The sequence below is a fragment of the Burkholderia sp. Bp8992 genome, assembly GCF_003853705.1.
Classification (GTDB): Bacteria; Pseudomonadota; Gammaproteobacteria; order Burkholderiales; family Burkholderiaceae; genus Burkholderia.
Genome location: NZ_QTQI01000047.1, coordinates 1 through 24,481, shown reverse-complemented (window position 1 = coordinate 24,481; position 24,481 = coordinate 1). Strand labels below are relative to the sequence as shown.

Sequence of the window (24,481 nt, the reverse complement as noted above, 5' to 3'; positions counted from 1 at the left end):
GACCGAAGCGAAACAGAGCCTTCGTATCATGTTCGTCAGAGCGGTCGCGTGCTTAGATACTTCGACCGAAATCTGTCTTGGGACTCGTAGCGCTGTATCGAACGACGCAATCAGCTTTCGGAATACGAGGTGCCTGACACGGGTCTTTGGCTTGTTCACGCCATGGCTCAGCATAACTAACGACGCGCTAGCGTCTGCTTGTGCCGTGTACTTCGGCCAGCCAGTCTTCAATCTGCTACTGTGCCTTCGCATCCCGAATACCGCGCCGGTGTTGAGCAGGATGAATGCGGCTCCTGGTTGAGAACGCTTGTGTTCAGGTGATACGCCCATTAAACCGAATCATCAATCACGAGCCAGCTCTTGAGGCGGTGAAATGGGCAACCTGAACCGACCAGAGTTTCATAGACACTCACGAGCCGTTTGGCACATAGCGCCGTTCAAACTCTATGGGTGACAGGTCGTCAGCGAAACCGTGCCGACGAACTGGGTTGTAGAGCATCTCAATGTAATCGACACGTCTGTGGAAGTCGAATTTCCACCAACGCGCACCAGGGTAAGACCAAGTCCGACACGAGATATCGCTCATTTTTCCCCTCAGTAATACTGCCGGATGTAGTTGTAGGCTTTCTCGAACAGTTCCTCATCCGCATGCAGCTTGTACTTGAAGAGGGCCTTGCGCAGCGCCTTCTTCACCTCACGCTCACCGGCTTGCGTTCCTTGCCAACCGGGGAAGCGGACCAGGCGCACAATCTCGTCGATGTCTGCCACCACTCGCTCGACCATGATGGGCGTCTCGGCAGTCTTCGCTTCGTTAAAAAGCTCGGTCAGTGCTGCCTTTCCGCGATCCTCGTCTTCCTCAGGCGGGACCTCCTTCTCGGCCTGCAGGGTTTCCTTGGCGATCTCCAGCAACTGCTTCAAAAACTCGACACTGTTGATCTGTCCAGACTCAAAACGGTCTTTCAGCGCGTCGAGCCGTTCCGACAGTTTCTTGAACTTCGGGTTACCCGCGTGCTTGCGCAACCTTCGGTTGAGCTTGATCTCGATCTCCTTGGACTTCTTCGGGTCGGGGTTCGAAAGCACCGCTTCAAGCAAGTCGGCATCCAGTACCAGAGTGTCGAGGTCATCTCGTACCGCATCCACATGCACGTTCTGATGGATCAGCTCAATGGTCTTGGCACCGAGAGAATGCCAGATCAGCTTGCCATGGCCGCTGGACGGCTGCACCGACTGGTACACCTGCGATAGCCACTTGTAATCCTTCTCGAAGGGCCCCAGCACCGTATCAGGTGACAGCGCTTCCCAGATCTTGTTGAGCAGGCTGTATTCGGCTGCGAAGTTGTCGCGCACCTCGTTATTGGGCAAGCACTGTTGCGCCGCGATCAGGCCTTCGTAGCCTTGCAGCGTGCGATCGCAGCCCTGGAAGAAATTCAAGCATTTCTGAATCGCTTCGGGTAGCCTGTCCTTCAACTCCTGAATGTTGCTGACCACCTGCCTGACGCTCTGGTCGTCGAATTCCAGCGCAGCGGCCACGTCGTCGAAGATGCCCAAGTAGTCCACGATTAGACCGTGCGTCTTCTGTTCGGAATAAGTACGGTTCACCCGGCAGATCGCCTGCAGCAACGTATGGTCACGCAACGGTTTGTCCAAGTACATCGCCTGCAGGATGGGCGCGTCGAAGCCGGTTAGCAGCTTGGCCGTTACGATGATCAGTTTCAACGGATCGGTAGGGTCGCGGAAGCGGTCGAGCAATCGCTCTTCCTCATCGCGGCTGCGGTCGTAGGGGGCATACTCAGGGTGCTCTTTCTTGTCGGACGCCTGCACCGACATCACGATGTCGGTGGCCTCCGGTGGCAGCAGCTTGTCCAGTTCGGTCTTGAACAGCAGGCAGGACTCCCGGTCGAACGTGACGATCTGACCTTTGAAGCCGTTAGGCTCCACCTTGGTCTGGAAATGCTCGACGATGTCCTCGCACACCTTGCGGATGCGCTCGGGCGTCTTGACCAGCACGGCCATCTTCGCGGCGGTCTTGGCGAGGTTATCCTTGTCCAGATCCGACAGGCCGCCGGTCAGGTCTTTGTAGGCCGCGTCCAGCGCGGCCTTGTCGATGTGCAGGTCGATCAGCCGAGGCTCGAAGTGCAGCTTCAGCGTGGCGCCATCGCGGATCGACTCTTCGAAGCCGTAGCGGCTCATGTAGCCCTTTTCGTCTTCGTCGGCACCGAAGGCGTAGAAGGTGTTACGGTCGGCGCGGTTAATCGGCGTGCCGGTCAGGCCGAACAGAAACGCCTTGGGCAGGGCTTCGCGCATTTTGCGGCCCAGGTCACCTTCCTGGGTGCGGTGGGCTTCGTCCACCAGCGCGATGATGTTGCTGCGGTCGTTCAGGCTGCCTGTGACCTCGCCGAACTTGAAGATCGTCGTGATGATGATCTTGCGCACATCCTGCGCCAGCAATTGCTGTAGCTTTTCGCGCGTGTCGGCCTTTTCCAGATTGGGAATGTCCGCCCCGGTGAAGGTGCCTGTGATCTGCGTATCGAGATCGATGCGGTCCACCACGATCAGAACGGTGGGGTTCTTCAGGCCGGCATGCATGCGCAGCTTCTGCGCGGCGAACACCATCAGCAGTGACTTGCCCGAGCCCTGGAAGTGCCAGATCAAACCCTTTCTGGGATAGCCCGCCAGCACGCGCTCGACGATCTTGTTGGCCGCCTCATACTGCTGATAGCGGCAAATGATCTTGATACGACGCTTCTTCTTGTCCGTTGCGAACAAGGTGAAGCTGCCGAGGATGTCCAGCACCACATGCGGCCGCAGCATGCTCTCGACCGACAGCTTGAGCGACTTCAGTGGGTGGTGCTGCGCATCGCCACCGTCCAGGTGCCACGGCCCCCAATCCTTGACCGGCAGCCCGATGGACCCATAGTGGTAGGCCTTGCCCTCGGTGGCTACTGAGAACACGTTGCAGACGAAGAGCTCCGGCACAAACTTTTCGTAGTCGTCGCGCACCTGCACCGCGCCATCGACCCAGCTAATGCACTTCTTGACCGGCGTTTTGGCCTCGATCAGCACCAGCGGCAAACCGTTGACCAACAGCACCAGATCGGCGCGGCGCTCGGTAGGTCCGGCACGGTAGATGAACTGTTGGGTGACGATGTACTGGTTCTGCGACAGATCATCCAGGTCGATCAGCCGCACCGGCACATGCTCGTTGTTGGGGCCGAAGGGCATCGAGCGCTCGCCGCGCATCCAGGCGGTCATTTCCTCGTTTGCGCGGATCAGGCCATCCGAGCGCACCGACAAGACAATGGCGCGCAGCTTGTAGAGCACCTCGTCAGCCCGGTCGGCCTGAGTGGCAATCTCGGGGTTGAGGCGGATCAGCGCATCGCGCAGCCAGGGCTCAACCAGCACTTCCTGAATCTGGCGCGGCACTTCACCCGGCGCTGCGTAGCGCCAGCCAATGCCTTTGGGACTGAAGCCATAGCCGGTTTGCAGTTCCTGAACCGTGTTGGCGGAGATGACCTTCATAGGGCCTGCGAGCAGATCGCGGACGTAGGCTTCAACGGTGTTGGATTCAGTGAACATTGTGATCACCTCCAGCTAGCGCTTCAGTAAGCAGACGCTGCCGCATATTGGCTACAGAGGCTGCACGTTCCGCTGCTCCTGCGATTGCTACTTCTACCGCGACGAGTTCTGCAATCACCTCCCGCTGGTCTGGCACCTGCGCAATCGGAATTGAAAGTTCCCGCTGGGTTGTTATCCCCACGTAAGCCCTGGTTGACTGCTTTCCGTACTGCTCAAGGAGGCGCTTAAATCCGGGCGTTTGAAATGCGAAGTAGAGCCAGTCAGGTTCGAGTTTGGCTCCGTTGATCACTCGGTAGTACGTAACCTGCGGGGACAGCATGACAAAATCCGTCGTCAAATCTCTCAGTCTAGCGACCTCTCCAACTGTTCCTTTGTGGCTCAAAAGAACATCGCCTGATCTGGCAAAGCCAATCCTCAGCGTGCGGGCGAGTGAATGGGGGATTTTGCTGCACCCCGTGAGGTCAACTTGCCCCCCCTTCAAATCTGAAGCCATCACAAACGGCACGCCTTCGGGCACATAGTCAGCCGCCTTCGGGTGTTTCTCACCATGATTGCCGTCTTGAGGCGGAGTAATCAGCCCTTGGTCAATAAGAGCGCCAATCTTCTGCTTAGGAAACGTGCGCCACATGCGATCGAGCAGTGACTGCAGCACGGTACTTCCGTTGACTTGCAATGTTGTGCAGGCTTCGAAACACTCATCAATTGCGGCAATGGCGCTGACTATCTCTAACTGCCCATCTATCGGAGGCAGTGCAAACTCGAAATTCGCCAAGCTCGACCAGTTGGTACGCGGGCTCAAGGAGCCGGCAGATGTGCCCACTGCGTGATCAAAGAAGGCATCGGTCTGGCAAATGAATGGCAGCAACTCCGGTAGCAAGACCTTCGCGTCCTTGGTCTCCAGCACGTAGATGTCACCAGAACACACGCCAGAGAAATCTGCCACGGCCACCTTGCGTTGGTAGGCGCGGCGCTTGCCGAATAACACCTGCCCAGGTTGAAACACGCTGGTGAAGGTAACGCCGTCAGCAACGTTGCCCCAACTGCGGATGCGCAAATCGCCTGGTTCGAGGTGTTCCAGACCAACGTAGCGTTCAAAGCCATCGGCCAGCGGATCTTGGCTGCGTGCCTTCGAGAGCCGCACCACGTCGCCGAACTTCACCTGGAGCCAGCCGGGTTTAAGGTTTTTGTTCTTGTTATCAGACACGCTCGATGTCCTCCATGATCAGTCCATCCAGCGTTTCCACCAGCGCGTCCATCTGCTGCCAGAAGGCGCGGCCTTCGTTTTGCCACTGCTCCCAGGACGAGCGCAGCGATATCGCGCCGCTATTCCCGTCAGTGGCGACAGTTGCAGCGATACGCTTCACGTATAGTGGGATCGACAGGTTGCCGCCGTTCACACGGATCTCGGTCAAGGTGGCGACCTTGGCGAAACCGGGTACATCCACAAACGTCTTGTAGGCGGCCAGGATGCGCTCCTGGTGCTCGGGCTTGAGGAAGCTCTGTGCTCGCTCGCGGGTAACCTCGTTCACCGCATCGACGAAGATCACTTTGCCTTTCCGTGCTGCTGTCTTCTTGCGGTTGCAAATGACGATGCACGATTCCATCGGAGAGTTGTAGAACAGGTTCGGCCCCAGGCCGATGACGGCCTCGACCCAATCCTGTTCGACCATCTTGGCGCGCATCGCCTGTTCCTCGTTGCGGAACAATACGCCATGTGGCCAGAGCACAGCACAGCGGCCCTTGGCCGTGAGGCTGGTCAGGATGTGCTGCTGGAACGCATAGTCGGCGCGGCCCTGCGGCGGCGTGCCCAGCAAGTTGCGGCCCCACTTGTCACTACTCCAACCCTCGCGGTTCCACTGCTTGATGGAGTACGGCGGGTTGGCCAGGATCACATCAAACTCGCGTAGACGATCACCCTCGATGTGCTTGGGGGCGGCCAGGGTGTCGCCCCGGATGATCTCGAAGTCCTCCACTCCGTGCAGGAACAAGTTCATGCGGGCGATGGATGAGGTGATCAAGTTGCGCTCCTGCCCGTACAGCTTGAGCGTGCGGTATTCGCCGCCGGAGCGCTTCACTTCGTCCAGCGCTGAGATCAACATGCCGCCTGTGCCGCACGTGGGGTCGTAGATCGACTCGCCCGCCTGCGGCGCCAGGAGTTGCGTCATCAGGTGGACAACGGTGCGGTTGGTGTAAAACTCGGCGGCCGTATGGCCGGAGTCGTCCGCGAACTTCTTGATCAGGTATTCGTAGGCGTTGCCCAGCTCGTCCTCGGGGACATTGGCCACCGACAGCGTTTGGGTCGAGAAGTGCTCGATCAGGTTCTTCAGCGTTTCGTCGGGTAGGCGCTCGCGGTTGGTCCAGGGGGCATCGCCGAAGATGCCATCGAGCAGATCCGGGTTGGCCGTCTCGATGGCGCGCATGGCCTTCTGAATGGCTGCGCCGACGTTCTTCGGGGTCTGTCGCATGTCATTCCAATGCGCACCCGCAGGGATCTGGAAGCGGTGGTTCTCGCTAAACTGCGCGTAGGAAAGATCGCCGTCCGAGTTGACCAGCGCCACTTGGTATTCCTCGTCCCAGACATCCGACACGCGCTTGTAGAACAGCAACGGGAAGATGAACTGCTTGTAGTCACCTGCGTCGATGAGGCCGCGCAGAAGCACGGCAGCGCCCCACAGGTAGCTTTCCAGCTCTCGTTGGCTGATGCGCTTAGGGCTACCAGTTTTATCTTGTGCCATTTGGGCAAACTTTTCCTTCAGTCGCGCACGCGCAGCGTCCGCCATCTCTTCAGTGAAGATCTTGTTGTCCTTGAAGGCGCGGTCTGAAGTCATTGCAGCCATCCCCCTTCAGTCATGATCTGCCCAAGCCGCTCTTCTGCCTCGCGACAGCGGGTAAGCGCATCCTTGAATGTCGCGATGGCGTCAGGCAGTGGTGGGATGTCTTCTTGCAGTGGTGGCAGGACGTAGCGCGAAATGTTTAGGGTCCAGCCCTCGGCCTTGATCTCGTCGAGCATGACCACACGAACCGCGTCCTGAACGTCGGCAAAGCCGCGATACCAGCCCAGGATCCCGGCGGCGTGCTCGGGCTCCAGATAGTTTTGGGCACGCCCCCGACGGAACAGTCGTGAGGCATCGGCGATCAGCACCTTCTTCTTGTGCTTGGTCGGTTTGCGCTTACGCAGTACCAGGATGCATGCAGCGAGCCCTGTTCCGTAGAACAGATTGGGGCCGAGCCCAATCACGGCCTCGATCAGATCCAACTCCAGCAGTTTTTGGCGGATGCTGCCTTCGACACCTTTGCGGAACAGGGCACCCTGGGGTAGCACCACCGCCATCCGGCCGGTCACGTCTGCCATCGACTTGACCATGTGCTGCACCCAAGCGAAGTCCCCGCTGGATGACGGTGGTAGACCGGCAAAGTTGCGGCCAAAGGGATCGTTCAGCCACAGGTCCTCGCCCCACTTTTCCAACGAAAACGGCGGATTTGCGATCACGCAATCAAAGGTGGCCAGCCGGTCGCCCTCGAAGAAGGCTGGGTTGCGCAGCGTGTCACCGCGCACTACCTGGAAGTCCTCAATGCCATGTAGGAACAGGTTCATCCGCGCGATGGATGAAGTGGTGAGGTTCTTTTCCTGCCCGTACAGCTTGCCCCACAGGCGTTTAACGTCGCCATGCATCTCTTTGACGTGCTGCACGGCAGCCAGCAACATGCCGCCAGTGCCGCAGGCCGGGTCGTAGATAGTCTCGGCTTCCTTGGGGTCTAGCATGTCGATCATCAGCCGTACCACGCTGCGCGGGGTATAGAACTCGCCCGCTTTCTTGTTCGTTGCGTCCGCGAACTTCTTGATCAGATACTCGTAGGCATCTCCGAGGAGGTCTGAGTTGACGTTGTCGTTGCCGAGTGGCAGCGCCGAAAAATGCTCAATCAGATCCTTGAGTAGCGCGTCGGACAGGCGTTCCTTGTTGGACCACTGCGCGTCGCCGAACACGCCATACAGCGTGTCTGGATTGGACTTCTCAATTTCGCGCATCGCGCGTTGCAGCGCTGCCCCGACGTTGCTGGCTTTGGTGCGGACGTCGTTCCAGTGGCAGTCTTCCGGGATCTGAAATCGGTGCGATTCCGGGAACCAGGCGAGTTGCTCGTCGCCAGTCTCCTCAACAATCTCCTGATACTCCTCGTCCCAGACATCGCAGACGCGCTTGAAGAACAACAACGGGAAGATGTAGGTTTTGAAGTCAGCCGCATCCACGGGGCCGCGCAGGATGTTGGCGGATTCCCAAAGGTGGCCTTCGAGCTGGCCGAGGGTGACGGTTGGCGACGGACGATTCATTTCGACTGTGTTCTCTTGGGTGACGCGTGCTTAGGACCGTCTGCGTGCAAGCCGTGTTGCTGCGCATACTCCAGCACAAGAATCTCGATCATTGATGCCACCGACCTGCGCTCATGCGCAGCAGCCATGCGCAGCAATTGCTTGATGTCGGCAGAAGTGCGGATGGAAAGGGTTTCGTCTTTCAGGCGTGACATAGCGGCGCCTCAGTAACAATGTCGTGCAAATGTACTGCATTTTGCACTGCATGCCTATCCGGACCTCTCATGCGCTTAACCGGCGAGTTGTTGTATTTGGCTCGCTAACTACGCGCGGGACTAGCGAGAGGAAAGGGCTCTTCCGTCGATTCAAAGAAATTTGAGCCACCTATCACCCGCGTGAGCACGACTGGTTGCCCGGACGTTTTTCTTCTGCGTCCTCGTGGTGTCCAATGTTACAAATCCCTCGCGATAGCTTTCGTCGACAAAGCCAAGGCGTATGGGCCAACTTTCGTGACAAGGGAGCATAAATCCCTGGCGAGTAGGAAAGCGTGGCCGAATTCGCTCGGCTGTCAAGGGAAACCAAAATCCAGAAAAGCAAATAAAAAACCCCGCGAACCATACGGAAAGCGGGGTTTGCGAATGCAACGGAATTCGAACGGTTGTCGGGAAGCAGAGGGGGCAAACCCGTCAACTTGGTACTGCAAAGCCGAGCTCCAACGCTATGGCTTTGCACTTGCCTTTAAAAATTTCCGCTAGGAACGGCGCAGAACACGCGCCAAATTTCTTCGGAAATTTTCACCAAATGCGTCTTCAATTTTCAGCTTTTGTGTCGATTTTTTCACTTATAGTGACATTCGACAGCTGGCACTGCGTTAAACGTCAATATTCCCCGCCCGCAACGCATTCGACTCGATAAACGCCCTACGCGGCTCGACATCATCCCCCATGAGGGTAGTAAAGATCCCATCCGCCGCGATCGCGTCTTCGATCTGCACACGCAACAACCGGCGCACTGCCGGATCCATCGTCGTTTCCCACAGCTGCTCGGGGTTCATCTCCCCCAGCCCCTTATAGCGTTGCTTCGACACGTTCCGCTCAGCATCCGCCAGCAGCCACTTCATCGCGCTCTTGAAGTCCGCCACGGCCATGCTGCGCTCCCCGCGCTTGATGACCGCACCTTCCCCAATAAGCCCCTTGAACGTATTCGCGGTGGTCACGAGCTGCTGATAATCCGCCGTGTGCTGGAATTCCTGGTCGATGACCGAAACGCGCACGTTGCCGTGATGCGTCCGCTCGACATGCAGCGCCCGCTGTTCGCGAACGGCGTCATACGAAGGCACCACCCGCACTTCGTTCTTCAGCGCTTCATCATGCAACGCAGCGTGCAGCGCCTTAGCCGAAGCCTCGGTCGACTCCTCGCTGGAGAGATCGATCACCACCCCATCCATAACGGCTTCCAGCGCAGCCGGGTCATACAACCGGCTCAACCGATCGATCACACTCTGCGACAGCAGGTACGACCTGGCCAGCTCCCCAAGCGCATCACCCGAAATCGCCGGCGCATTCTCACCCGGCACCAGCTCCGACCCTTGCAGCGCCAACCGCAGCATATGCGCGTTCAGCTCCACGTCATCCTTCAGATACCGCTCGTCCTTGCCCGCCTTGATCTTGTAAAGCGGCGGCTGCGCGATATACACGTACCCGCGCTCGATCATGTCCGGCATCTGGCGATACAGGAACGTGAGCAGCAGCGTCCGGATGTGCGCACCGTCGACGTCCGCGTCGGTCATGATGATGATGCGGTGATAGCGGAGCTTGTCGAGGTTGTAGTCTTCCTTGCCGATCCCGCACCCAAGCGCAGTCACGAGCGTGACGATCTGCTCCGACGACAGCAGCTTGTCGTAGCGTGCCTTCTCGACGTTCAGCACCTTGCCGCGCAGCGGCAGGATCGCCTGGAACTTCCGGTCACGCCCTTGCTTCGCCGAGCCACCTGCCGAGTCGCCCTCGACGATGTAGATTTCGCACTTCGCCGGGTCTTTCTCCTGGCAGTCCGCGAGCTTGCCCGGCAGGCCGACGCCGTCGAGCACGCCCTTGCGGCGCGTCATCTCACGCGCCTTCCGCGCCGCATCGCGCGCCCGCGCGGCTTCAACAATCTTCCCGCAGATGATCTTCGCGTCGATCGGCGTTTCGAGCAGGAACTCCTCCAGCGCCTTCGCCACAACTTCCTCAACCGGCGCACGAACCTCGGAAGAAACCAGCTTGTCCTTCGTCTGCGAGCTGAACTTCGGCTCCGGCACCTTCACGGAGAGCACGCACGACAGCCCTTCGCGCATGTCGTCGCCGGTCGTCTCGACCTTCGCCTTCTTCGCGATTTCGTTGTCGGTGATGTACTTGTTGATGACGCGCGTCATCGCGGCCCGCAGGCCGGTCAGGTGCGTGCCGCCGTCGCGCTGCGGAATGTTGTTCGTGAAGCACAGCACGTTCTCGTTGTAGCTGTCGTTCCACTGCATCGCGACTTCGACGCCCACGCCGTCCTTCTCGCCGTCGGCGAAGAACACGGTCGGGTGCAGGTTGGTCTTCGTCTTGTTGATGTACTCGACGAAGCCCTTCACACCGCCGGCGAACGCGAAATCGTCTTCCTTGCCCGAGCGCAGGTCGGTCAGACGAATCCGCACGCCGTTGTTCAGGAACGAAAGCTCGCGCATCCGCTTCGCGAGGATGTCGTAGTGATACTCGACCGTGCCGAAAATGGTCGGATCGGCCATGAAATGCACTTCGGTGCCGCGGTTCTCGGTGTCGCCGGTCACGAGCATCGGCGACACTTCCACGCCGTCCACCACTTCGAGCACGCGATCCTGCGCGACGCCGCGGTGGAACTCCATGAAACGCTTCTTGCCGTCGCGGCGCACGGTGAGGCGCAGCCAGCTCGACAGCGCGTTCACGCACGATACGCCCACGCCGTGCAGGCCGCCCGACACCTTGTAGCTGTTCTGGTCGAACTTGCCGCCGGCGTGCAGCTCGGTCATCACGATCTCGGCGGCGCTGCGCTTCGGCTCGTGCTTGTCGTTCATCTTCACGTCGGTCGGAATCCCGCGGCCGTTGTCGGTCACGGAAATCGAGTTGTCGGCGTGAATCGTCACGTGGATGTCGTTGCAGTACCCGGCCAACGCTTCGTCGATCGAGTTGTCGAGCACCTCGAACACGAGGTGGTGCAGACCGGTGCCGTCCGACGTGTCGCCGATGTACATCCCGGGGCGCTTGCGCACCGCTTCCAGACCTTCGAGGATCTGGATCGACGAGGCGCCGTAGCTGCTGTTATCGGGTTGCGAATTGTGCTGTTCACTCATGGATATCTTCCGGTTCTGCGAGGCCACTCAAGCGGCGGCGCGGTGCGCTTTCTTGCGAAAACGCCGGGCCGCTCCAGTTTTCCTGGCCCGTCCTAGGCGCCGTTAGGGCACCAAAGGGACGGGTTGTCGGTTCGCCATAAAAACGCCAAAGGGGCTTGCCGCCCCCTGGTGTGTGTCTTGATGTCGTGCGCGTCAGATGCGCATCGGCATCACGACATACTTGAACTCGTCGTTCTCGGGCACGGTAATCAGCGCGCTCGAGCTGGCGTCGCCGAGGCTCACCTGCACGGTGTCGACCTTCAGGTTCGCGAGCACGTCGAGCAGATACGTGACGTTGAAGCCGATGTCGACGGTATCGCCCTGGTAGGCGATCTCGAGTTCTTCCTGCGCCTCTTCCTGATCGGCGTTGGTCGACATGATCTTCAGCTGGCCCGGCGCGATGATGCAGCGCACGCCCTTGAACTTGTCCGAGGTCAGGATCGCCGCGCGCTGCAGCGAACGCTGCAGTTCTTCACGGCCGATCTCGAACGTGTTCTTGTGCGCCTTCGGGATCACGCGCTGGAAGTCGGGGAACTTGCCTTCGACGAGTTTCGACACGAGCTCGACCTGGCCGAACGTGAACTTGGCCTGGGTTTGCGCGATGTCGATGGTGACGGTGTCGTCGATGTCTTCGAGCAGGCGCTGCAGCTCGAGAATCGTCTTGCGCGGCACGATGACTTCCTGGCGGCCGAACGTGCCGCCTTCGAGCTTCATCGACGAGAACGCGAGGCGGTGGCCGTCGGTGGCCACGGCCATCAGCTGGTCGCCGTCGACGACGAGCAGCATGCCGTTCAGGTAGTAGCGGATGTCCTGCTGCGCCATCGCGAAGTGCACCATGCCGAGCAACTGGCGGAACGACTTCTGCGGGACGGTGAGCGTGGCGCCGAAATCCTTCGCCTGCGCGACGGTCGGGAACTCGTCGGCCGCCAGCGTCTGCAGGGCGAAGCGGCTCTTGCCCGATTGAACGGTGAGGCGCTTGTCGGCGAGCGACAGCGTGACCTGGCCGTCAGGCATCGCGCGCAGGATGTCGAGCAGCTTGCGGGCTGCGACGGTGGTCGCGATCTGGTCGCCGCCGACGCCGAAATCGGCGCGCGTGGTGATCTGCAGCTCCAGGTCGGTCGACAGGAATGAAACGTCCGGGCCGTTCTTGGTGATCAGCAGGTTGGCGAGGATCGGCAACGTATGGCGGCGTTCGACGATGCCGCTGACCGTTTGCAGCGGCCTGAGGAGGGTGTCTCGTTCGGTCTTGACCAGTTGCATAGAGTTCCTTCGTTGAGTAACGGCCTGCAGCGCAGCAGCCTCGCAGCGCCCCGCCAGCCGGGCTCTTGGCCCGCCACCACCGGGGCGGTCAAACCAGTATTGTGCCTCAAAACCGAACCGCCCCCCTTAAATTGGGGCGGAGGCCGAATTATCAAGCGCGGTGCGCGCGCTCAACCCTTCAGCGTCTGTTCCAGCACGTGCAGCTCGTGGTTGAGCTGCGCGTCCTTGCTGCGCTCGTCGGCGATCTTGCGCACCGCGTGCAGCACGGTGGTGTGATCGCGCCCGCCGAACAGCTCGCCGATTTCCGGCAGGCTCTTCTGCGTGAGTTCCTTCGCCAGGTACATCGCAATCTGCCGCGGCCGCGCGATGTTCGCGGGGCGCTTCTTCGAATACATGTCGGCGACCTTGATGTTGTAGAAGTCCGCGACGGTCTTCTGGATGTTCTCGACCGAAATCTGCCGGTTCTGCACGGTCAGCAGGTCCTTCAGCGCTTCCTTGGTCAGCTCGATCGAGATCTCGCGGCCATGGAACTTCGAATACGCGAGGATCTTGCGCAGCGCGCCTTCGAGTTCGCGCACGTTGGAGCGCAGGTGCTTCGCGACGAAGAACGCGACGTCTTCCGACAGGTTCACGCCTTCCGACTGCGCCTTGCGCATCAGGATCGCGACGCGCATCTCGAGCTCGGGCGGCTCGATCGCGACGGTGAGGCCCGAGTCGAAGCGCGAGATCAGGCGATCGTCGATGCCCGAGATTTCCTTCGGATACGTGTCGCTGGTGATGATCACCTGCGCCTTGTTCGCGACCAGCGCCTCGAACGCGTAGAAGAATTCCTCTTGCGTGCGCGACTTGCCGGAGAAGAACTGGATATCGTCGATTAGCAGCAGGTCGAGCGAATGGTAGTAGCGCTTGAAATCGTCGAACGCCTTGCGCTGGTACGCCTTCACCACGTCCGACACATATTGCTCGGCGTGGATGTAGCGGATCCGCGCGCCGGCCTTGTCGAGCAGCAGCTGGTTGCCGATCGCGTGGATCAGGTGGGTCTTGCCGAGGCCGACGCCGCCGTACAGGAACAGCGGGTTGTACGAGATGCCGGGGTTGTCCGCGACCTGGATCGCGGCAGCGCGCGCGAGCTGGTTCGCCTTGCCGGTCACGAAGTTGTCGAACGTGAGCACGGGGTTCAGCTTCGAACGTTCGTACATCGAATCGGCTTCGCCGCCGTTCGCGGGTGCGGCGCCCGGGCCCGGACGCCACGTGCGGCGGCCGGCCGCCGCTTCGTGCGCGGGCAGGCTCGGCAGGTCGATGTCGGCGTCGTCGGCGTTCAGGTGATGCGCGGCGGCGGCCGACGGCGTCATCGGCACGTCGGCCGGCGCGCTGGGCGCAGCAGCGGCATTCGCGGCGAGGTTGGCGGCGATCGCGGCGACCGTCGCGGCCGGGCCGCTCGGCGCCAGCGGCGCGCGCGGGGCAGCCGGCGCGGCGCCGGTCGCGGGCGCTGCGCTGCGCATGCCGGCCTTGGGATCGAGGACGAACTGGACTTCGATCGGCGTGTTCCAGAATTCACGGGCCAGATCGGAGATCCGGCCCGAAAACTGGCTCTTGACCCAGTCCAGCTTGAAGCGGTTCGGCGCGGCGATGGACAGCGTGTTCGCCGACGCATCGAAGGCCACCGGGGCCAAGGGTTTGATCCACGTCACGTACTGCTGGGGCGTCAGCTCGCGCTCCAGCAGTGCGGAACAGTGTTGCCAGAAATCGTTCATCAAGTAACTGTCGTTTTTTGCGTGCACAGCGCGGCTCGCCGGCGCCCTTGTCGCGGTTGCGCAACAAGGCCCGAAGCGGTCGTGCGAGCGTGCCTCGGACGCCTGCGTCACAGTCGTGGAGAGGCAGGCGCGAGCCGAAGCGGCGTGCGGGATTCTTGGAGATAAGGCGAGATTCTAACGCCAAACGCGGCCACAGCGGGACTTATCCACAGGCTGTGATTGTGGGGCGCGGGGCCGGATCGCGCGGGGCGCGCACAGGCGATCGACTCCTAAAGTATTGACCGTCAACGGAAAAACGGTTTAAATAGCGGGTTCCGCGAAAACCAATCCTGTATTCCCGGCGATTGCGTTCGCCCGAATGCCTCCGGTAGGGCACGCGGTCCCCTGAATTTCGACATTCTCGAACAAGTGAGAACATCATGAAACGTACTTACCAACCGTCCGTGACGCGCCGCAAGCGCACCCATGGCTTCCGTGTCCGCATGAAGACGGCAGGTGGCCGCAAGGTCATCAACGCTCGCCGCGCGAAGGGCCGCAAGCGCCTCGCCATCTAAGGCAGGTTGCGCGCTGTGTCCGCCGTCCGCAGTCCTGCGGAAGGTACCGTCGAGCCGGGTGTGAATCCGTCGCAGACGAAAGCCGCCTTCCCGAAAGCTGCGCGACTTCTGAAAACGGATGAATTTTCATCCGTTTTTCGTTTGCGTCCCTGGCGGCGCTCCGCGCACTTCGTGATTTACGGCAAGCCGACCGGTCAGCCCGCGCGTCTGGGGCTTGTCGTCGGCAAGAAGTATGCGCCGCGTGCAGTAACACGTAATCTCGTGAAGCGGCTGGCGCGCGATCAGTTTCGCCTGCGCCGCGCCGAATTCGCCGGTTACGACCTGCTGCTGCGGCAGCACACGCGCTTCGACAAGAAAGCGCTGCCGAGCGCGGCTTCCGCCCCGCTCGCGGCGATGTGCGCGGCCGAGATCCGCGAACTGCTCGACAGGGCAGTCCGGGAAATCGCGCGCCGTGCGTCGAAGCCCGCGTCCGAGTGACGCATCCGTGCCCGGTGCGGCGTTCGCGCCTGCCCGGCCGGTTTTGACGCGGCGTCGTACGGCGCCGCCCAAGGTATGAAAACGGTATTGATCGCCTTGCTGCGCTTCTACAAGGTTGCCGTGAGCCCGATGCTCGGCAACCGTTGCCGTTTTTATCCTTCCTGTTCGGATTACGCGCGCGAGGCAATCCAGTATCATGGCGCCGCGCGCGGCACGTATCTCGCCGTCAGGCGCGTGTGCCGATGCCATCCGTTTTCCGCGGGCGGCATCGACCTCGTCCCGCCGCCCAACTCCGACACTCGCGCTAGCGGCGAAGCCGACGCGCGGTCCCATCGACTCTGAGACAACGCATGGATATCAAACGCACCGTCCTATGGGTGATCTTCTTCATGTCAGCTGTCATGCTGTACGACAACTGGCAGCGGTCCCATGGACGCCCGTCGATGTTCTTCCCGAGCGCCACGCAGACGGCCCCCGCGGCCGCTGCCGGCGGTGCATCGGGCACGGGCGCGACGACGACCGCAGGTGAAGTGCCTGCCGCCGCAGCCGGCGCCGCACCGTCGACCACTGCACCGGCCGCCCAGGCGCAGCTCGTGAAGTTCTCGACCGACGTCTATGACGGCGAAATCGACACGCGCGGCGGCACGCTTGCGAAGCTGACGCTGAAGAAGCAGGGCGACGGCAAGCAGCCCGACCTGTACATCACGCTGTTCGACCACACGGCCGGCCACACGTATCTCGCACGCACGGGCCTGCTCGGCGGCGATTTCCCGAACCACAACGACGTCTACACGCAGCTGAACCCCGGCTCGACGTCGCTGACGGGTGACCAGAACGCGCTGAAGCTGTCGTTCGAATCGCCGGTGAAGGGCGGCGTGAAGGTCGTGAAGACCTACACGTTCACGCGCGGCAGCTACGTGATCGGCGTCGACACCAAGATCGACAACGTCGGCACGGCACCGGTCACGCCGACGGTCTACATGGAACTCGTCCGCGACAACACGGCCGTCGAAACGCCGATGTTCTCGCATACGTTCCTCGGGCCGGCGGTCTATACGGACGCGAAGCACTTCCAGAAGATCAACTTCAGCGACCTCGACAAGAACAAGGCCGACTTCGTGAACTCCGCCGACAACGGCTGGGTTGCGATGGTGCAGCACTACTTCGCGTCGGCCTGGATTCCGAAGCAGGGCGTGAAGCGCGACATCTACGCTGAAAAGATCGATCCGACGCTGTACCGCGTCGGCGTGAAGCAGCCGGTCGCCGCGATTGCGCCGGGCCAGTCGGCCGACGTGCAGGCTAGCCTGTTCGCCGGTCCGGAAGAAGAGCGCATGCTCGAAGGCATCGCGCCGGGCCTGGAGCTCGTGAAGGACTACGGCTGGGTGACGATCATCGCGAAGCCGCTGTTCTGGCTGCTCGAGAAGATCCACGGCTATGTCGGCAACTGGGGCTGGGCGATCGTGCTGCTGACGGTGCTGATCAAGGCCGTGTTCTTCCCGCTGTCGGCTGCGAGCTACAAGTCGATGGCGCGCATGAAGGAAATCACGCCGCGCATGCAGGCGCTGCGCGAACGCTTCAAGAGCGATCCGCAGAAGATGAACGCCGCGTTGATGGAGCTGTACAAGACCGAGAAGGTCAATCCGTTCGGCGGCTGCCTGCCGGTCGTGATCCAGATCCCGGTGTTCATCTCGCTGTACTGGGTGCTGCTCGCGTCGGTCGAAATGCGCGGCGCGCCGTGGATTCTGTGGATTCACGACCTGTCGCAGCGCGATCCGTTCTTCATCCTGCCGGTGCTGATGGCCGTGTCGATGTTCGTGCAGACGAGCCTGAACCCGACGCCGCCGGACCCCGTCCAGGCGAAGATGATGAAGTTCATGCCGATCGCGTTCTCGGTGATGTTCTTCTTCTTCCCGGCCGGCCTCGTGCTGTACTACGTCGTGAACAACGTGCTGTCGATCGCGCAGCAGTACTACATCACGCGCAAGCTCGGCGGCGTCAAGAAGAAGCCTGCCTGACGCCCGTTGCACGCGCGGGCGGCCAGCCGCCCGCGATGCACGCAAAAAAAGCCGCATGGTTCACGACCATGCGGCTTTTTCATTTCCCGGCGGTTATTTCCAGGCTGCGACGGCGGCGCGTGCCGTTCCTGATCAGGCTTTCTTCGCTTCGAGCTTCAGATCGCCGTAGAACTGCTCGACCAGCTCCTGCACGAGGTAGCGTTGATGCGGGGACAGCGCCTCGATCTTCGACGCGAGTTCGATCGTCTCGGGCGTCGGCGGATAGCGCTCGTCACGCGGCAGCGGTTGCGGCGTCGGGTGTTCGATCACGCTCGGCGACGGCCCGTAATGCAGCCAGTGCACTTCGACGCGCAACCACTCGGCGAGCGTTTCGAGTTTGTCCGATGTCGGAATCGTGCGGCCCGTCAGCCATTTGTGCGCGGTTTGCGGCGAAACAGGGTGCGTTCCGCGGTGGCGCAGATTGAATCGGTTCGCCAGCTCGGTCGCACCGGTGACCTTCTCCGGGCTGCGCCGCAGGGCGAATTTCAGGCGTTCCGAGAACGCGGCTTTTTCTTCGGATGTCGGCATGGGGGAGATTGTGCAATTCCCTCGACGCGTTTCAGACAACCATATGCGCTAAACATATCTCGTTCGGACGAATCCCGACCTCGACCGGATTGGGGATGGGAATTTGGGGGCAAATCGTTGGGCCGCTCCGGCAGGCATACTCGTCCGAAGCGATGGCGGTGTTATCCCGATGGACTGATACTTGCCTTATCCCCGGCGGGATAAATTCGGGCGAGTCCGAATCCGGCGGGGCGGCCGGTGGCGTGTGAGCCGGCACGCTACAATGCCGGCGTTCCGATGCCCGAACTGTTGCGCGGGCGCACCATTTTCATCCTGATTTCCCGATTCCCATGCTCGCTACCGATTCCGATCCGATCGTCGCCATTGCCACTGCTGCCGGCCGAGGCGGCATCGGGGTCGTCCGCGTATCGTTCGGGCGCGGCGGCGAGGCGGCCGCGCTGCCGCTGATCGACGCGTTGTGCGGGCAGAAGCTCGCGCCGCGTCATGCGAGCTATGTGCCGTTCCTCGACGAGCATGGCGCCCCGCTCGACCGCGGGATCGCGCTGTATTTCCCGGCGCCGCATTCGTACACCGGCGAGCACGTGCTCGAGTTGCAGGGGCACGGCGGGCCGATCGTGATGCAGTTGCTGCTGCAGCGCTGCCTGGATGCGGGGCGCGGTTTCGGGCTGCGGCTCGCGGAACCGGGCGAGTTCACGCGGCGCGCGTTCCTGAACGACAAGCTCGACCTCGCGCAGGCCGAGGCCGTCGCCGACCTGATCGAGGCGAGCACGGAGGCGGCGGCGCGCTCGGCCGGGCGCTCGCTCGATGGTGCGTTCTCGCGGCAGATCCATGTGCTCGTCGACGACGTGATCACGCTGCGGATGCTGGTCGAGGCGACGCTCGATTTCCCGGAAGAGGAGATCGACTTCCTCGAAGCGGCCGACGCGCGCGGCAAGCTCGCGAAGATCCGTGCGCAGCTCGCGCACGTGCTCGGCGATGCGCGGCAGGGCGCGCTGCTGCGCGAAGGGCTGTCGGTCGTGCTCGCGGGGCAGCCGAACGTCGGCAAGTCGTCGCTGCTGAACGCGCTGGCCGGCGCGGAGCTGGCGATCGTCACGCCGATCGCCGGAACGACGCGCGACAAGGTCGCGCAGACGATCCAGGTCGAGGGGATTCCGCTGCACATCATCGATACGGCCGGGCTGCGCGAGACGGAGGATGAAGTCGAGCGGATCGGCATTGCGCGCACATGGAGCGAGATCGAGCGCGCGGACGTCGTGCTGCACCTGCTGGATTCGCGCACGGGAATGACGCCCGACGATGAAGTGATCGCGGCGCGGTTTCCGGGCGGCGTGCCGGTGGTGCGCGTGCTGAACAAGACGGACCTGACGGGCGTGCCGGCGTGCGTCGAGCATCCGGCGGCCGAGGGCGACCTGACGGAGGTGCATCTGTCGGCGAAGCGCGGCGACGGGATCGACATGCTGCGTGCGGAGCTGCTGCGGATTGCAGGGTGGCAGGCGGGGGCGGAAGGCGTGTACCTCGCGCGCGAACGACACCTGATCGCGTTGCGGGCCGCGCAGGAACACCTCGCGCAGGCGGCGGATCATGCGGAGCAGCGCGCTCAGTCGCTCGATCTGTTTGCGGAGGAGCTGCGGCTCGCGCAGGAGCAGCTGAATTCGATTACCGGGGAGTTCACTTCGGATGATCTGCTGGGGGTGATTTTCAGCAGGTTTTGTATCGGGAAATAACCAGTCACCCAAAGTTGTCTAAGGTCGTCTAGTCGCCCCTCTCAAATCCTTGAAAACACATTCAGAACACCCACTGCTCGACATTCTGCAACCAGATGAATTGCACGACGAGCGGATATTGAGCCGTAACCGGTGTTATTGGTGAACCACAAGAACATCAGGAAAACTTCTCGACATGGTTACTTTCAAGCGAAACGGATCTTGGCGCTGGCTTGTGGCTTCCATTGCTCTGATATTGGCTGCTTGCGGCGGGGACGTCACCTCAGAAGGTGCGGGCAGTGGAGGTGGTGGAAGTGGAGGAGGATCGCCGCCTCCTGCTCCTCTTCTCACGCTCGGGAGCGGTGGAAAGATGCTGGCTGCCGATGGCAATAGCCTGCTCTACGTCGCGGCGGACGGCTCGGCCCGCATGAGGAATTTCGGCAGTCAGACCGAAGTCGTGCTGAATGGCTTTGCGTCTTTGCAGAACGCCGGAAATTGGCAGCTTAGCGGCGGCTACGCATACGTGTCCGCGGTAGATGTCGACTGCCCACAGCCGTTGCCCTTTCATTGCATCTACCAGTGGGACCCGAATGGCGTGAAGACGAATATGTCGATACTCGCCGGGACAGCCGGTCACGCTGATGACCTTGCGCCATCCGCACATGACGGGTATCTGCTTTGGAACAGTTATGGAGGCGGGACCCTTTATAGCCAGTCCACAAAGACTTTCACGAGTCTTCCGCCAGGGCTGAGTGCTTCCGTCAACAGTTTCAGTGTTTCGAACGGGATCGTGAACTACTACTACTGGATCCAGTTGCCCGAGGCCTTCAATCCACAGCAGGTATACATGTGGTCATCACAGACGCAAGCGTCGGCAGCGTTGTGGCAAATGTACCCGGGTGGATCCGTTCAAACGGACGGACAGTCCGTCGCTTGGCTTAGCGGTATCTCCGCTCAGGGTGGGACGCACATCCAAAATTTGTCTTGGCAGGCTGCGACGGGCGGACCCGTTTCGATTTCGCCTGACGAGGTCGGCGGAGGCGCCTACTTTCTTTTATCGGAAGGGGTACTCGCCTGGGTGGAAACGCAGCAGACTTTTTCTCGCCTCGATCTACGGGCGGTGGTGGTGTCGACCGGGAAGATCAACACGCTGTCGACTGACATGACTGCTCGACTACTCGGCAATGCAGCCGGAAATGTGATCTACCAGGTATCGTCGGCGAACAAGGTTTATCGCTGGCAGGCCACAACAGGCGCGGTGACCCAACTGCTCGATTCGGTGCCGAACCAACTGATTCAGTCCGGGACGTACGTGTACTACACGCAGGGAAGTAATAACGACGTTTATCAGATTCGGTTGCAGTGAGGATCGGTGGCGAAAGTTGATGTGCTGACCATTGCGGCGCGGAACAGGGCAGCCGCGCCGGATGCGCATCGCGCCGTTTGTGGGCGTCTGCCGGGGGACATGGCGAAGCTCTGCCTGGCCGGACGGGCGCCTCAGCCGATTCAACTATCTCCGCGGTGCACGGTGTGGAAGAACAGCGAGGTCCACGCGTATCTGAGGGACCCGATTCACTACGGGGACTTCAGCGAGCTTTGATCGTTGCCGATGTATAGGCGACTGGTTCATGCACGTGAAAGAAGAGCGAGTAATCAATGGCGTATTTCAAACTGGCCTCATTGTCTGAGCTTCTCTCCAGGATGGAGGCTGAAGAGATCGATCGTTGTCATTTTCGCTTCCGGCTACACCGGGGAGAGTTCGACGCGTTCGTCTTCATCGATGTCGATCCCTATGTGCTTGCGTTTGGCGCTATCGGGCAGAATTTCTACTTCGAAGTGTCGGTCGACCCGAGAACGCTTGAGACACCGGGTGTGTTTCCAACTGACGTGTACTACAGGCTTTGCGAGATCCTTGGCCTGGGCCGTTCGGGACCTCGATTCACTCCAAGCGCTTTCCTTGCACACGTGAATGAAGCAATGAAAGGAGTGGGGTTCCGTCGGGCCGCCCCGCGCGACTTGGCTCAGTATCGAAGAAACGTCGAGGAATCTGAAAAGATCTGGTTCTGCGGATGGCGAGACAACACGGCGTCAGCTAAGCATGTGACCATGGAAAATCTTGAGAAGACGCGCAAGTGGCTAGGTGAGAAGGCCTATGTGCGGTGCAAAGAGAGGAACATCAGTAGCTGCTGGACGGATGACGCAACCAGAGCCAAGGAGATTGATCTGCCTTGATGGCAATCTCGGGCGATAGGCGTCAGGGCTCCAAGGAAGTACCCGATAGTAGAGCAGGATTTGAACCAGTTGTGGCTGGCGCAGCGCCGTCCTTTAAATCTGCTAGGATTTTCCAAACCGCAGCGCGATGACTGCGACAACACAATCACAATTGACGGGGAATGCGATGGCAGACAACAACTCAACCGGCCTTGCCGCCGAGATGCCGAAAGCGTGGTCCTATCTGGACTCGATGCTCGTTACCGGGGAGGCCGTTCAGGAGAGCACGGTGCAGCGCCGTTTATTTGCGCTTTTGCATCGGCGCGCACTTGTGGCGGCGACGTCTGGCCGGCTAATCGGCATGACGCGAGGTCTACTTGGAGGGTTTTCGCCGGTTGACCTCCGCTGGCAGGATATCAAGACGGCCCATATCAAGGCCGGTATCTTTGGCAGTACGCTGACCGTTACTGCACTGACTCAGCCAGACTTGGCAAGCGGTGGCGCACTCCGCGGATTTCAGTTCTCGGGCTTGCGTAAAGCTGAGGCGCAAGCAATCTATCGCATTTGCCAAGCTCAGGAGCAGGCCTGGCGTGAAAAGCGCCGGCAGAGGGAGCTTGAGGAGATGCGTGCCAAATCCGGTGGGTTTCAGGGAAGTTTTGGTGACTCTGTCGCAACGGCAAGCGAAAGTCCGACTGAGCGGTTGCAGAAAGCCAAGACCATGCTGGACCAAGGGCTCATCAGCGATTCGGAATACGAAACCATCAAGGCCAAGGTCATCAGCCAGCTTTGATGCGGTTGGACCTTGGTTCTTCAAAGGTCGGCAAGAAATCATCACTCGATCTAGAAACGAATTCGCCCACCCCGGCATCCTTCGAATTTCGCTTGGGTGAGGACGAAAAGTGGAAAGATGCGTACTTGTCGGTCAACTGGCTGGAATACCTGCTCTGTGGCAACACCGACATGGCTGAAAAGCTGTCGGCCCTCCACCAGTATCAGGTTGACAACCCTTTTGAGTTGGCTCTAATTAAGCCAACCAAGGGGATTGTCTACGTGGTTGTGCCGGTCGACGACGTGCCCGTCAATGCGGCGCGATGCCGAGGCGAAGATTCGCGCAGGCATAGACGAGCGAGAGCGCCGCGAAGACGAAGAGACACGCGGCAACGATCCTGGCGCCCCGGCTCGTTCTCTCGATTTTCGTGAACAGGACGCTGCCGATCAGGACGAGGGAGACACCCGTGAAGAAGTCGTTGGCCACGCTGCCGAGGCTGCCATCGGCATGGCTGTCTACGAAGCTCATGTAGTCGTAAGTCAGAAGATGGTGCAACTGATCCAGGTTGCGCACATGAATGAGCGTACCAACGACAAAGGCGAGTCCCGCTACCGAGAGGATCGACGCGGCGACTGACAGGGCAACTTTGGCTCGTGCGCTCATACGTCATCCCATCGTGTAATAGGCTTGGGTCTGCGCACAGAGAAAGATGACGAAGAGCGTGATCGCGCAGCCAAGCGCGAAGATGAAGCTCTTTGTGTTTCGATCTGCTTTGAGCGCAGACATGGCCGAGAACGCGCCAAGGGCGGCGAGCAGCAGCACGTAAAAGCGGCTCGCGAGCAGTTCGGCTTCCGGGAGCGCCCGATCGAAGCGATCCGTCCAGTGGTAGGTAATCGCTTTCAGCGTCAGGCCATCGGAAATGACGGCGGGTGTGAGCAACAGGTGAGCGGCGGGCATGCCCGCACCGAGGTAGCAGAGGGCGAGCACGAGCAAGGTCACTGCGACGAATTTCAGTCTCATCGGCTTTTGAATTCAGCGAAGCTCCAGTGCACGGACATGTTCATCATTCCCCGGACTATATCGTCCCGGTTTCGACGGTTGTCATCGTGGTGCGAAACCATCCGACTGGCTGACAGTTTTGCCAGATGGTTTGCCGTCAGGCTGAATGCTACATTCCGCGAGCCGACCTGGCCCTCCCTTTCAGCAATCTCCCAGCCCATGTCCCTGTCCCGCCGACATTTCGTTGCCTCCCTCGCCGCACTCCCGATGCTTGCCGCACGCACGGCGTCGGGCGCTCCCGTGTCGTCACGACCTGCCGACCGCAACGCGATCATCCGCGCCGTTTTCGCCGACGGCGCATCTCTTCCCGACCTGACCTCGCGCCACGTTGCGTTGATGAAGCAGTTGCGGGTGATGTGGGTGCCGGTCGAATCCGGCGCACCGGGCATCGATCCGATGCATCCGCTGATCGGCGAAGGGGCGACGATTATGTTGGCCAAGGCTGCACTCAAAACCAATGACGATGCGCTCGCCATTCGCACGCTCGCCGAACTCGGACACCTCGTCCCCGTGTTTGTCGCGACGGCGGGCACGCTGGCGCCCGGGCGATACACGATCCCGCCAGCGCTTCGCAAGCTGTTTGCCTTCAAGGGGAGCGGTGTCGATGCGTCGGGCCGTTTCGAATTTCGTGCCGCGCATCTTGCCGTGCTGAGGGGCGCCAACTGGCGGACGGTCGATGCGGACGCTATAGACGACGTGCTGAGCGAAGGGGATTTCTGGCCGATGGCCTACATCGACGGCAAGCGGCCATACGGGGATCGCACGTACGTAAGCGGTAAATTCAGCACACCGAATGGAGAATCATTTGCAACTGTTGGGCGAGCATAGCCGCATCGCGACGGCCG

General features: G+C 60.8%; 20 protein-coding genes. 9 read left to right on the top strand and 11 right to left on the bottom strand.

Annotation, left to right across the window (positions count from 1 at the left end; all coding sequences use genetic code 11):
• Positions 1-594: 594 nt before the first annotated feature.
• The 8 genes from DIE03_RS36810 to dnaA form a co-directional block, all read right to left on the bottom strand.
• Complete coding sequence (locus DIE03_RS36810) at positions 595-3,576, bottom strand: type I restriction endonuclease subunit R (RefSeq protein ID WP_124456950.1); 2,982 nt, start codon at positions 3,574-3,576, stop codon at positions 595-597.
• On the bottom strand, positions 3,566-4,780 hold the full coding sequence (locus DIE03_RS38525; RefSeq protein WP_185658300.1) for a restriction endonuclease subunit S: 1,215 nt from the start codon (positions 4,778-4,780) through the stop codon (positions 3,566-3,568). The genes DIE03_RS36810 and DIE03_RS38525 overlap by 11 nt, the downstream gene beginning before the upstream one ends.
• The gene (locus tag DIE03_RS36800; RefSeq protein WP_221623713.1) at positions 4,773-6,404 is read right to left on the bottom strand and encodes a class I SAM-dependent DNA methyltransferase; all 1,632 of its coding nucleotides are present in this window, start codon (positions 6,402-6,404) and stop codon (positions 4,773-4,775) included. Before DIE03_RS36800 ends, DIE03_RS38525 begins: the two co-directional genes overlap by 8 nt.
• Positions 6,401-7,903, bottom strand: a complete 1,503-nt coding sequence (locus DIE03_RS36795; RefSeq protein WP_124456949.1) for a class I SAM-dependent DNA methyltransferase — start codon at positions 7,901-7,903, stop codon at positions 6,401-6,403. The genes DIE03_RS36800 and DIE03_RS36795 overlap by 4 nt, the downstream gene beginning before the upstream one ends.
• Positions 7,900-8,097: a hypothetical protein gene (locus DIE03_RS36790; protein WP_124456948.1), complete on the bottom strand. Its 198-nt coding sequence runs from the start codon at positions 8,095-8,097 to the stop codon at positions 7,900-7,902. Before DIE03_RS36790 ends, DIE03_RS36795 begins: the two co-directional genes overlap by 4 nt.
• A 656-nt stretch (positions 8,098-8,753) precedes the next feature.
• Positions 8,754-11,228, bottom strand: a complete 2,475-nt coding sequence (gyrB, locus tag DIE03_RS36785) for a DNA topoisomerase (ATP-hydrolyzing) subunit B (protein WP_124456947.1) — start codon at positions 11,226-11,228, stop codon at positions 8,754-8,756.
• A gap of 192 nt (positions 11,229-11,420) precedes the next feature.
• Positions 11,421-12,527: a DNA polymerase III subunit beta gene (gene dnaN / locus DIE03_RS36780; protein WP_006490996.1), complete on the bottom strand. Its 1,107-nt coding sequence runs from the start codon at positions 12,525-12,527 to the stop codon at positions 11,421-11,423.
• A gap of 170 nt (positions 12,528-12,697) precedes the next feature.
• Complete coding sequence (gene dnaA, locus DIE03_RS36775) at positions 12,698-14,281, bottom strand: chromosomal replication initiator protein DnaA (protein ID WP_221623712.1); 1,584 nt, start codon at positions 14,279-14,281, stop codon at positions 12,698-12,700.
• A gap of 419 nt (positions 14,282-14,700) precedes the next feature.
• Between dnaA and rpmH the strand changes: the two genes are divergently transcribed.
• The 4 genes from rpmH (at position 14,701) to yidC (ending at position 17,327) form a co-directional block, all read left to right on the top strand.
• Positions 14,701-14,835 (top strand): 50S ribosomal protein L34, encoded by a 135-nt coding sequence (rpmH, locus tag DIE03_RS36770; RefSeq protein WP_004198824.1) that lies wholly within the window; start codon positions 14,701-14,703, stop codon positions 14,833-14,835.
• A gap of 15 nt (positions 14,836-14,850) precedes the next feature.
• Positions 14,851-15,312: a ribonuclease P protein component gene (gene rnpA / locus DIE03_RS36765; protein ID WP_185658299.1), complete on the top strand. Its 462-nt coding sequence runs from the start codon at positions 14,851-14,853 to the stop codon at positions 15,310-15,312.
• A 75-nt stretch (positions 15,313-15,387) separates the two neighbouring features.
• Positions 15,388-15,654, top strand: a complete 267-nt coding sequence (gene yidD / locus DIE03_RS36760; RefSeq protein WP_124456944.1) for a membrane protein insertion efficiency factor YidD — start codon at positions 15,388-15,390, stop codon at positions 15,652-15,654.
• Positions 15,655-15,662: 8 nt separating this feature from the next.
• Positions 15,663-17,327 (top strand): membrane protein insertase YidC, encoded by a 1,665-nt coding sequence (yidC, locus tag DIE03_RS36755; RefSeq protein ID WP_124456943.1) that lies wholly within the window; start codon positions 15,663-15,665, stop codon positions 17,325-17,327.
• Between the two features lie 132 nt (positions 17,328-17,459).
• Here yidC and DIE03_RS36750 read toward each other — a convergent pair whose 3' ends face one another.
• Positions 17,460-17,894, bottom strand: a complete 435-nt coding sequence (locus tag DIE03_RS36750) for a transcriptional regulator (protein ID WP_034190192.1) — start codon at positions 17,892-17,894, stop codon at positions 17,460-17,462.
• A 329-nt stretch (positions 17,895-18,223) separates the two neighbouring features.
• Between DIE03_RS36750 and mnmE the strand changes: the two genes are divergently transcribed.
• The 4 genes from mnmE (at position 18,224) to DIE03_RS36725 (ending at position 22,598) form a co-directional block, all read left to right on the top strand.
• The gene (gene mnmE, locus DIE03_RS36745) at positions 18,224-19,618 is read left to right on the top strand and encodes a tRNA uridine-5-carboxymethylaminomethyl(34) synthesis GTPase MnmE (RefSeq protein WP_124456942.1); all 1,395 of its coding nucleotides are present in this window, start codon (positions 18,224-18,226) and stop codon (positions 19,616-19,618) included.
• 175 nt (positions 19,619-19,793) lie between these two features.
• Complete coding sequence (locus DIE03_RS36740) at positions 19,794-20,963, top strand: hypothetical protein (RefSeq protein ID WP_124456941.1); 1,170 nt, start codon at positions 19,794-19,796, stop codon at positions 20,961-20,963.
• Between the two features lie 290 nt (positions 20,964-21,253).
• On the top strand, positions 21,254-21,829 hold the full coding sequence (locus tag DIE03_RS36730) for a DUF6037 family protein (RefSeq protein ID WP_124456940.1): 576 nt from the start codon (positions 21,254-21,256) through the stop codon (positions 21,827-21,829).
• A gap of 166 nt (positions 21,830-21,995) precedes the next feature.
• Positions 21,996-22,598 carry an SHOCT domain-containing protein gene (locus tag DIE03_RS36725; RefSeq protein ID WP_124456939.1) on the top strand — a complete coding sequence of 201 codons (603 nt, stop codon included), beginning with the start codon at positions 21,996-21,998 and terminating at the stop codon, positions 22,596-22,598.
• Between the two features lie 288 nt (positions 22,599-22,886).
• Here DIE03_RS36725 and DIE03_RS36720 read toward each other — a convergent pair whose 3' ends face one another.
• Positions 22,887-23,240 carry a hypothetical protein gene (locus tag DIE03_RS36720; protein ID WP_124456938.1) on the bottom strand — a complete coding sequence of 118 codons (354 nt, stop codon included), beginning with the start codon at positions 23,238-23,240 and terminating at the stop codon, positions 22,887-22,889.
• Between the two features lie 3 nt (positions 23,241-23,243).
• A complete protein-coding gene (locus tag DIE03_RS36715; RefSeq protein ID WP_124456937.1) occupies positions 23,244-23,597 on the bottom strand; it encodes a hypothetical protein in 354 nt (117 codons plus the stop codon).
• A 198-nt stretch (positions 23,598-23,795) separates the two neighbouring features.
• On the opposite strand from DIE03_RS36715, the gene DIE03_RS36710 reads away from it, so the two are divergent.
• The gene (locus DIE03_RS36710; protein ID WP_124456936.1) at positions 23,796-24,464 is read left to right on the top strand and encodes a hypothetical protein; all 669 of its coding nucleotides are present in this window, start codon (positions 23,796-23,798) and stop codon (positions 24,462-24,464) included.
• Positions 24,465-24,481: the final 17 nt, after the last annotated feature.

Excerpts from the sequence above, each read along its gene's own strand:
- DIE03_RS36790 (WP_124456948.1), bottom strand. The coding sequence starts at position 8,097 with ATGTCACGCCTGAAAGACGAAACCCTTTCCATCCGCACTTCTGCCGAC.
- yidC (WP_124456943.1), top strand. The coding sequence starts at position 15,663 with ATGGATATCAAACGCACCGTCCTATGGGTGATCTTCTTCATGTCAGCT.
- DIE03_RS36715 (WP_124456937.1), bottom strand. The coding sequence starts at position 23,597 with ATGAGACTGAAATTCGTCGCAGTGACCTTGCTCGTGCTCGCCCTCTGC.
- DIE03_RS36730 (WP_124456940.1), top strand. The coding sequence starts at position 21,254 with ATGGCGTATTTCAAACTGGCCTCATTGTCTGAGCTTCTCTCCAGGATG.
- yidD (WP_124456944.1), top strand. The coding sequence starts at position 15,388 with ATGAAAACGGTATTGATCGCCTTGCTGCGCTTCTACAAGGTTGCCGTG.
- DIE03_RS36720 (WP_124456938.1), bottom strand. The coding sequence starts at position 23,240 with ATGAGCGCACGAGCCAAAGTTGCCCTGTCAGTCGCCGCGTCGATCCTC.
- mnmE (WP_124456942.1), top strand. The coding sequence starts at position 18,224 with ATGCTCGCTACCGATTCCGATCCGATCGTCGCCATTGCCACTGCTGCC.
- dnaA (WP_221623712.1), bottom strand. The coding sequence starts at position 14,281 with ATGAACGATTTCTGGCAACACTGTTCCGCACTGCTGGAGCGCGAGCTG.
- DIE03_RS36795 (WP_124456949.1), bottom strand. The coding sequence starts at position 7,903 with ATGAATCGTCCGTCGCCAACCGTCACCCTCGGCCAGCTCGAAGGCCAC.
- dnaN (WP_006490996.1), bottom strand. The coding sequence starts at position 12,527 with ATGCAACTGGTCAAGACCGAACGAGACACCCTCCTCAGGCCGCTGCAA.
- DIE03_RS36740 (WP_124456941.1), top strand. The coding sequence starts at position 19,794 with ATGGTTACTTTCAAGCGAAACGGATCTTGGCGCTGGCTTGTGGCTTCC.
- DIE03_RS36725 (WP_124456939.1), top strand. The coding sequence starts at position 21,996 with ATGGCAGACAACAACTCAACCGGCCTTGCCGCCGAGATGCCGAAAGCG.
- DIE03_RS36750 (WP_034190192.1), bottom strand. The coding sequence starts at position 17,894 with ATGCCGACATCCGAAGAAAAAGCCGCGTTCTCGGAACGCCTGAAATTC.
- rpmH (WP_004198824.1), top strand. The coding sequence starts at position 14,701 with ATGAAACGTACTTACCAACCGTCCGTGACGCGCCGCAAGCGCACCCAT.
- DIE03_RS36800 (WP_221623713.1), bottom strand. The coding sequence starts at position 6,404 with ATGACTTCAGACCGCGCCTTCAAGGACAACAAGATCTTCACTGAAGAG.
- DIE03_RS36810 (WP_124456950.1), bottom strand. The coding sequence starts at position 3,576 with ATGTTCACTGAATCCAACACCGTTGAAGCCTACGTCCGCGATCTGCTC.
- DIE03_RS36710 (WP_124456936.1), top strand. The coding sequence starts at position 23,796 with ATGTCCCTGTCCCGCCGACATTTCGTTGCCTCCCTCGCCGCACTCCCG.
- gyrB (WP_124456947.1), bottom strand. The coding sequence starts at position 11,228 with ATGAGTGAACAGCACAATTCGCAACCCGATAACAGCAGCTACGGCGCC.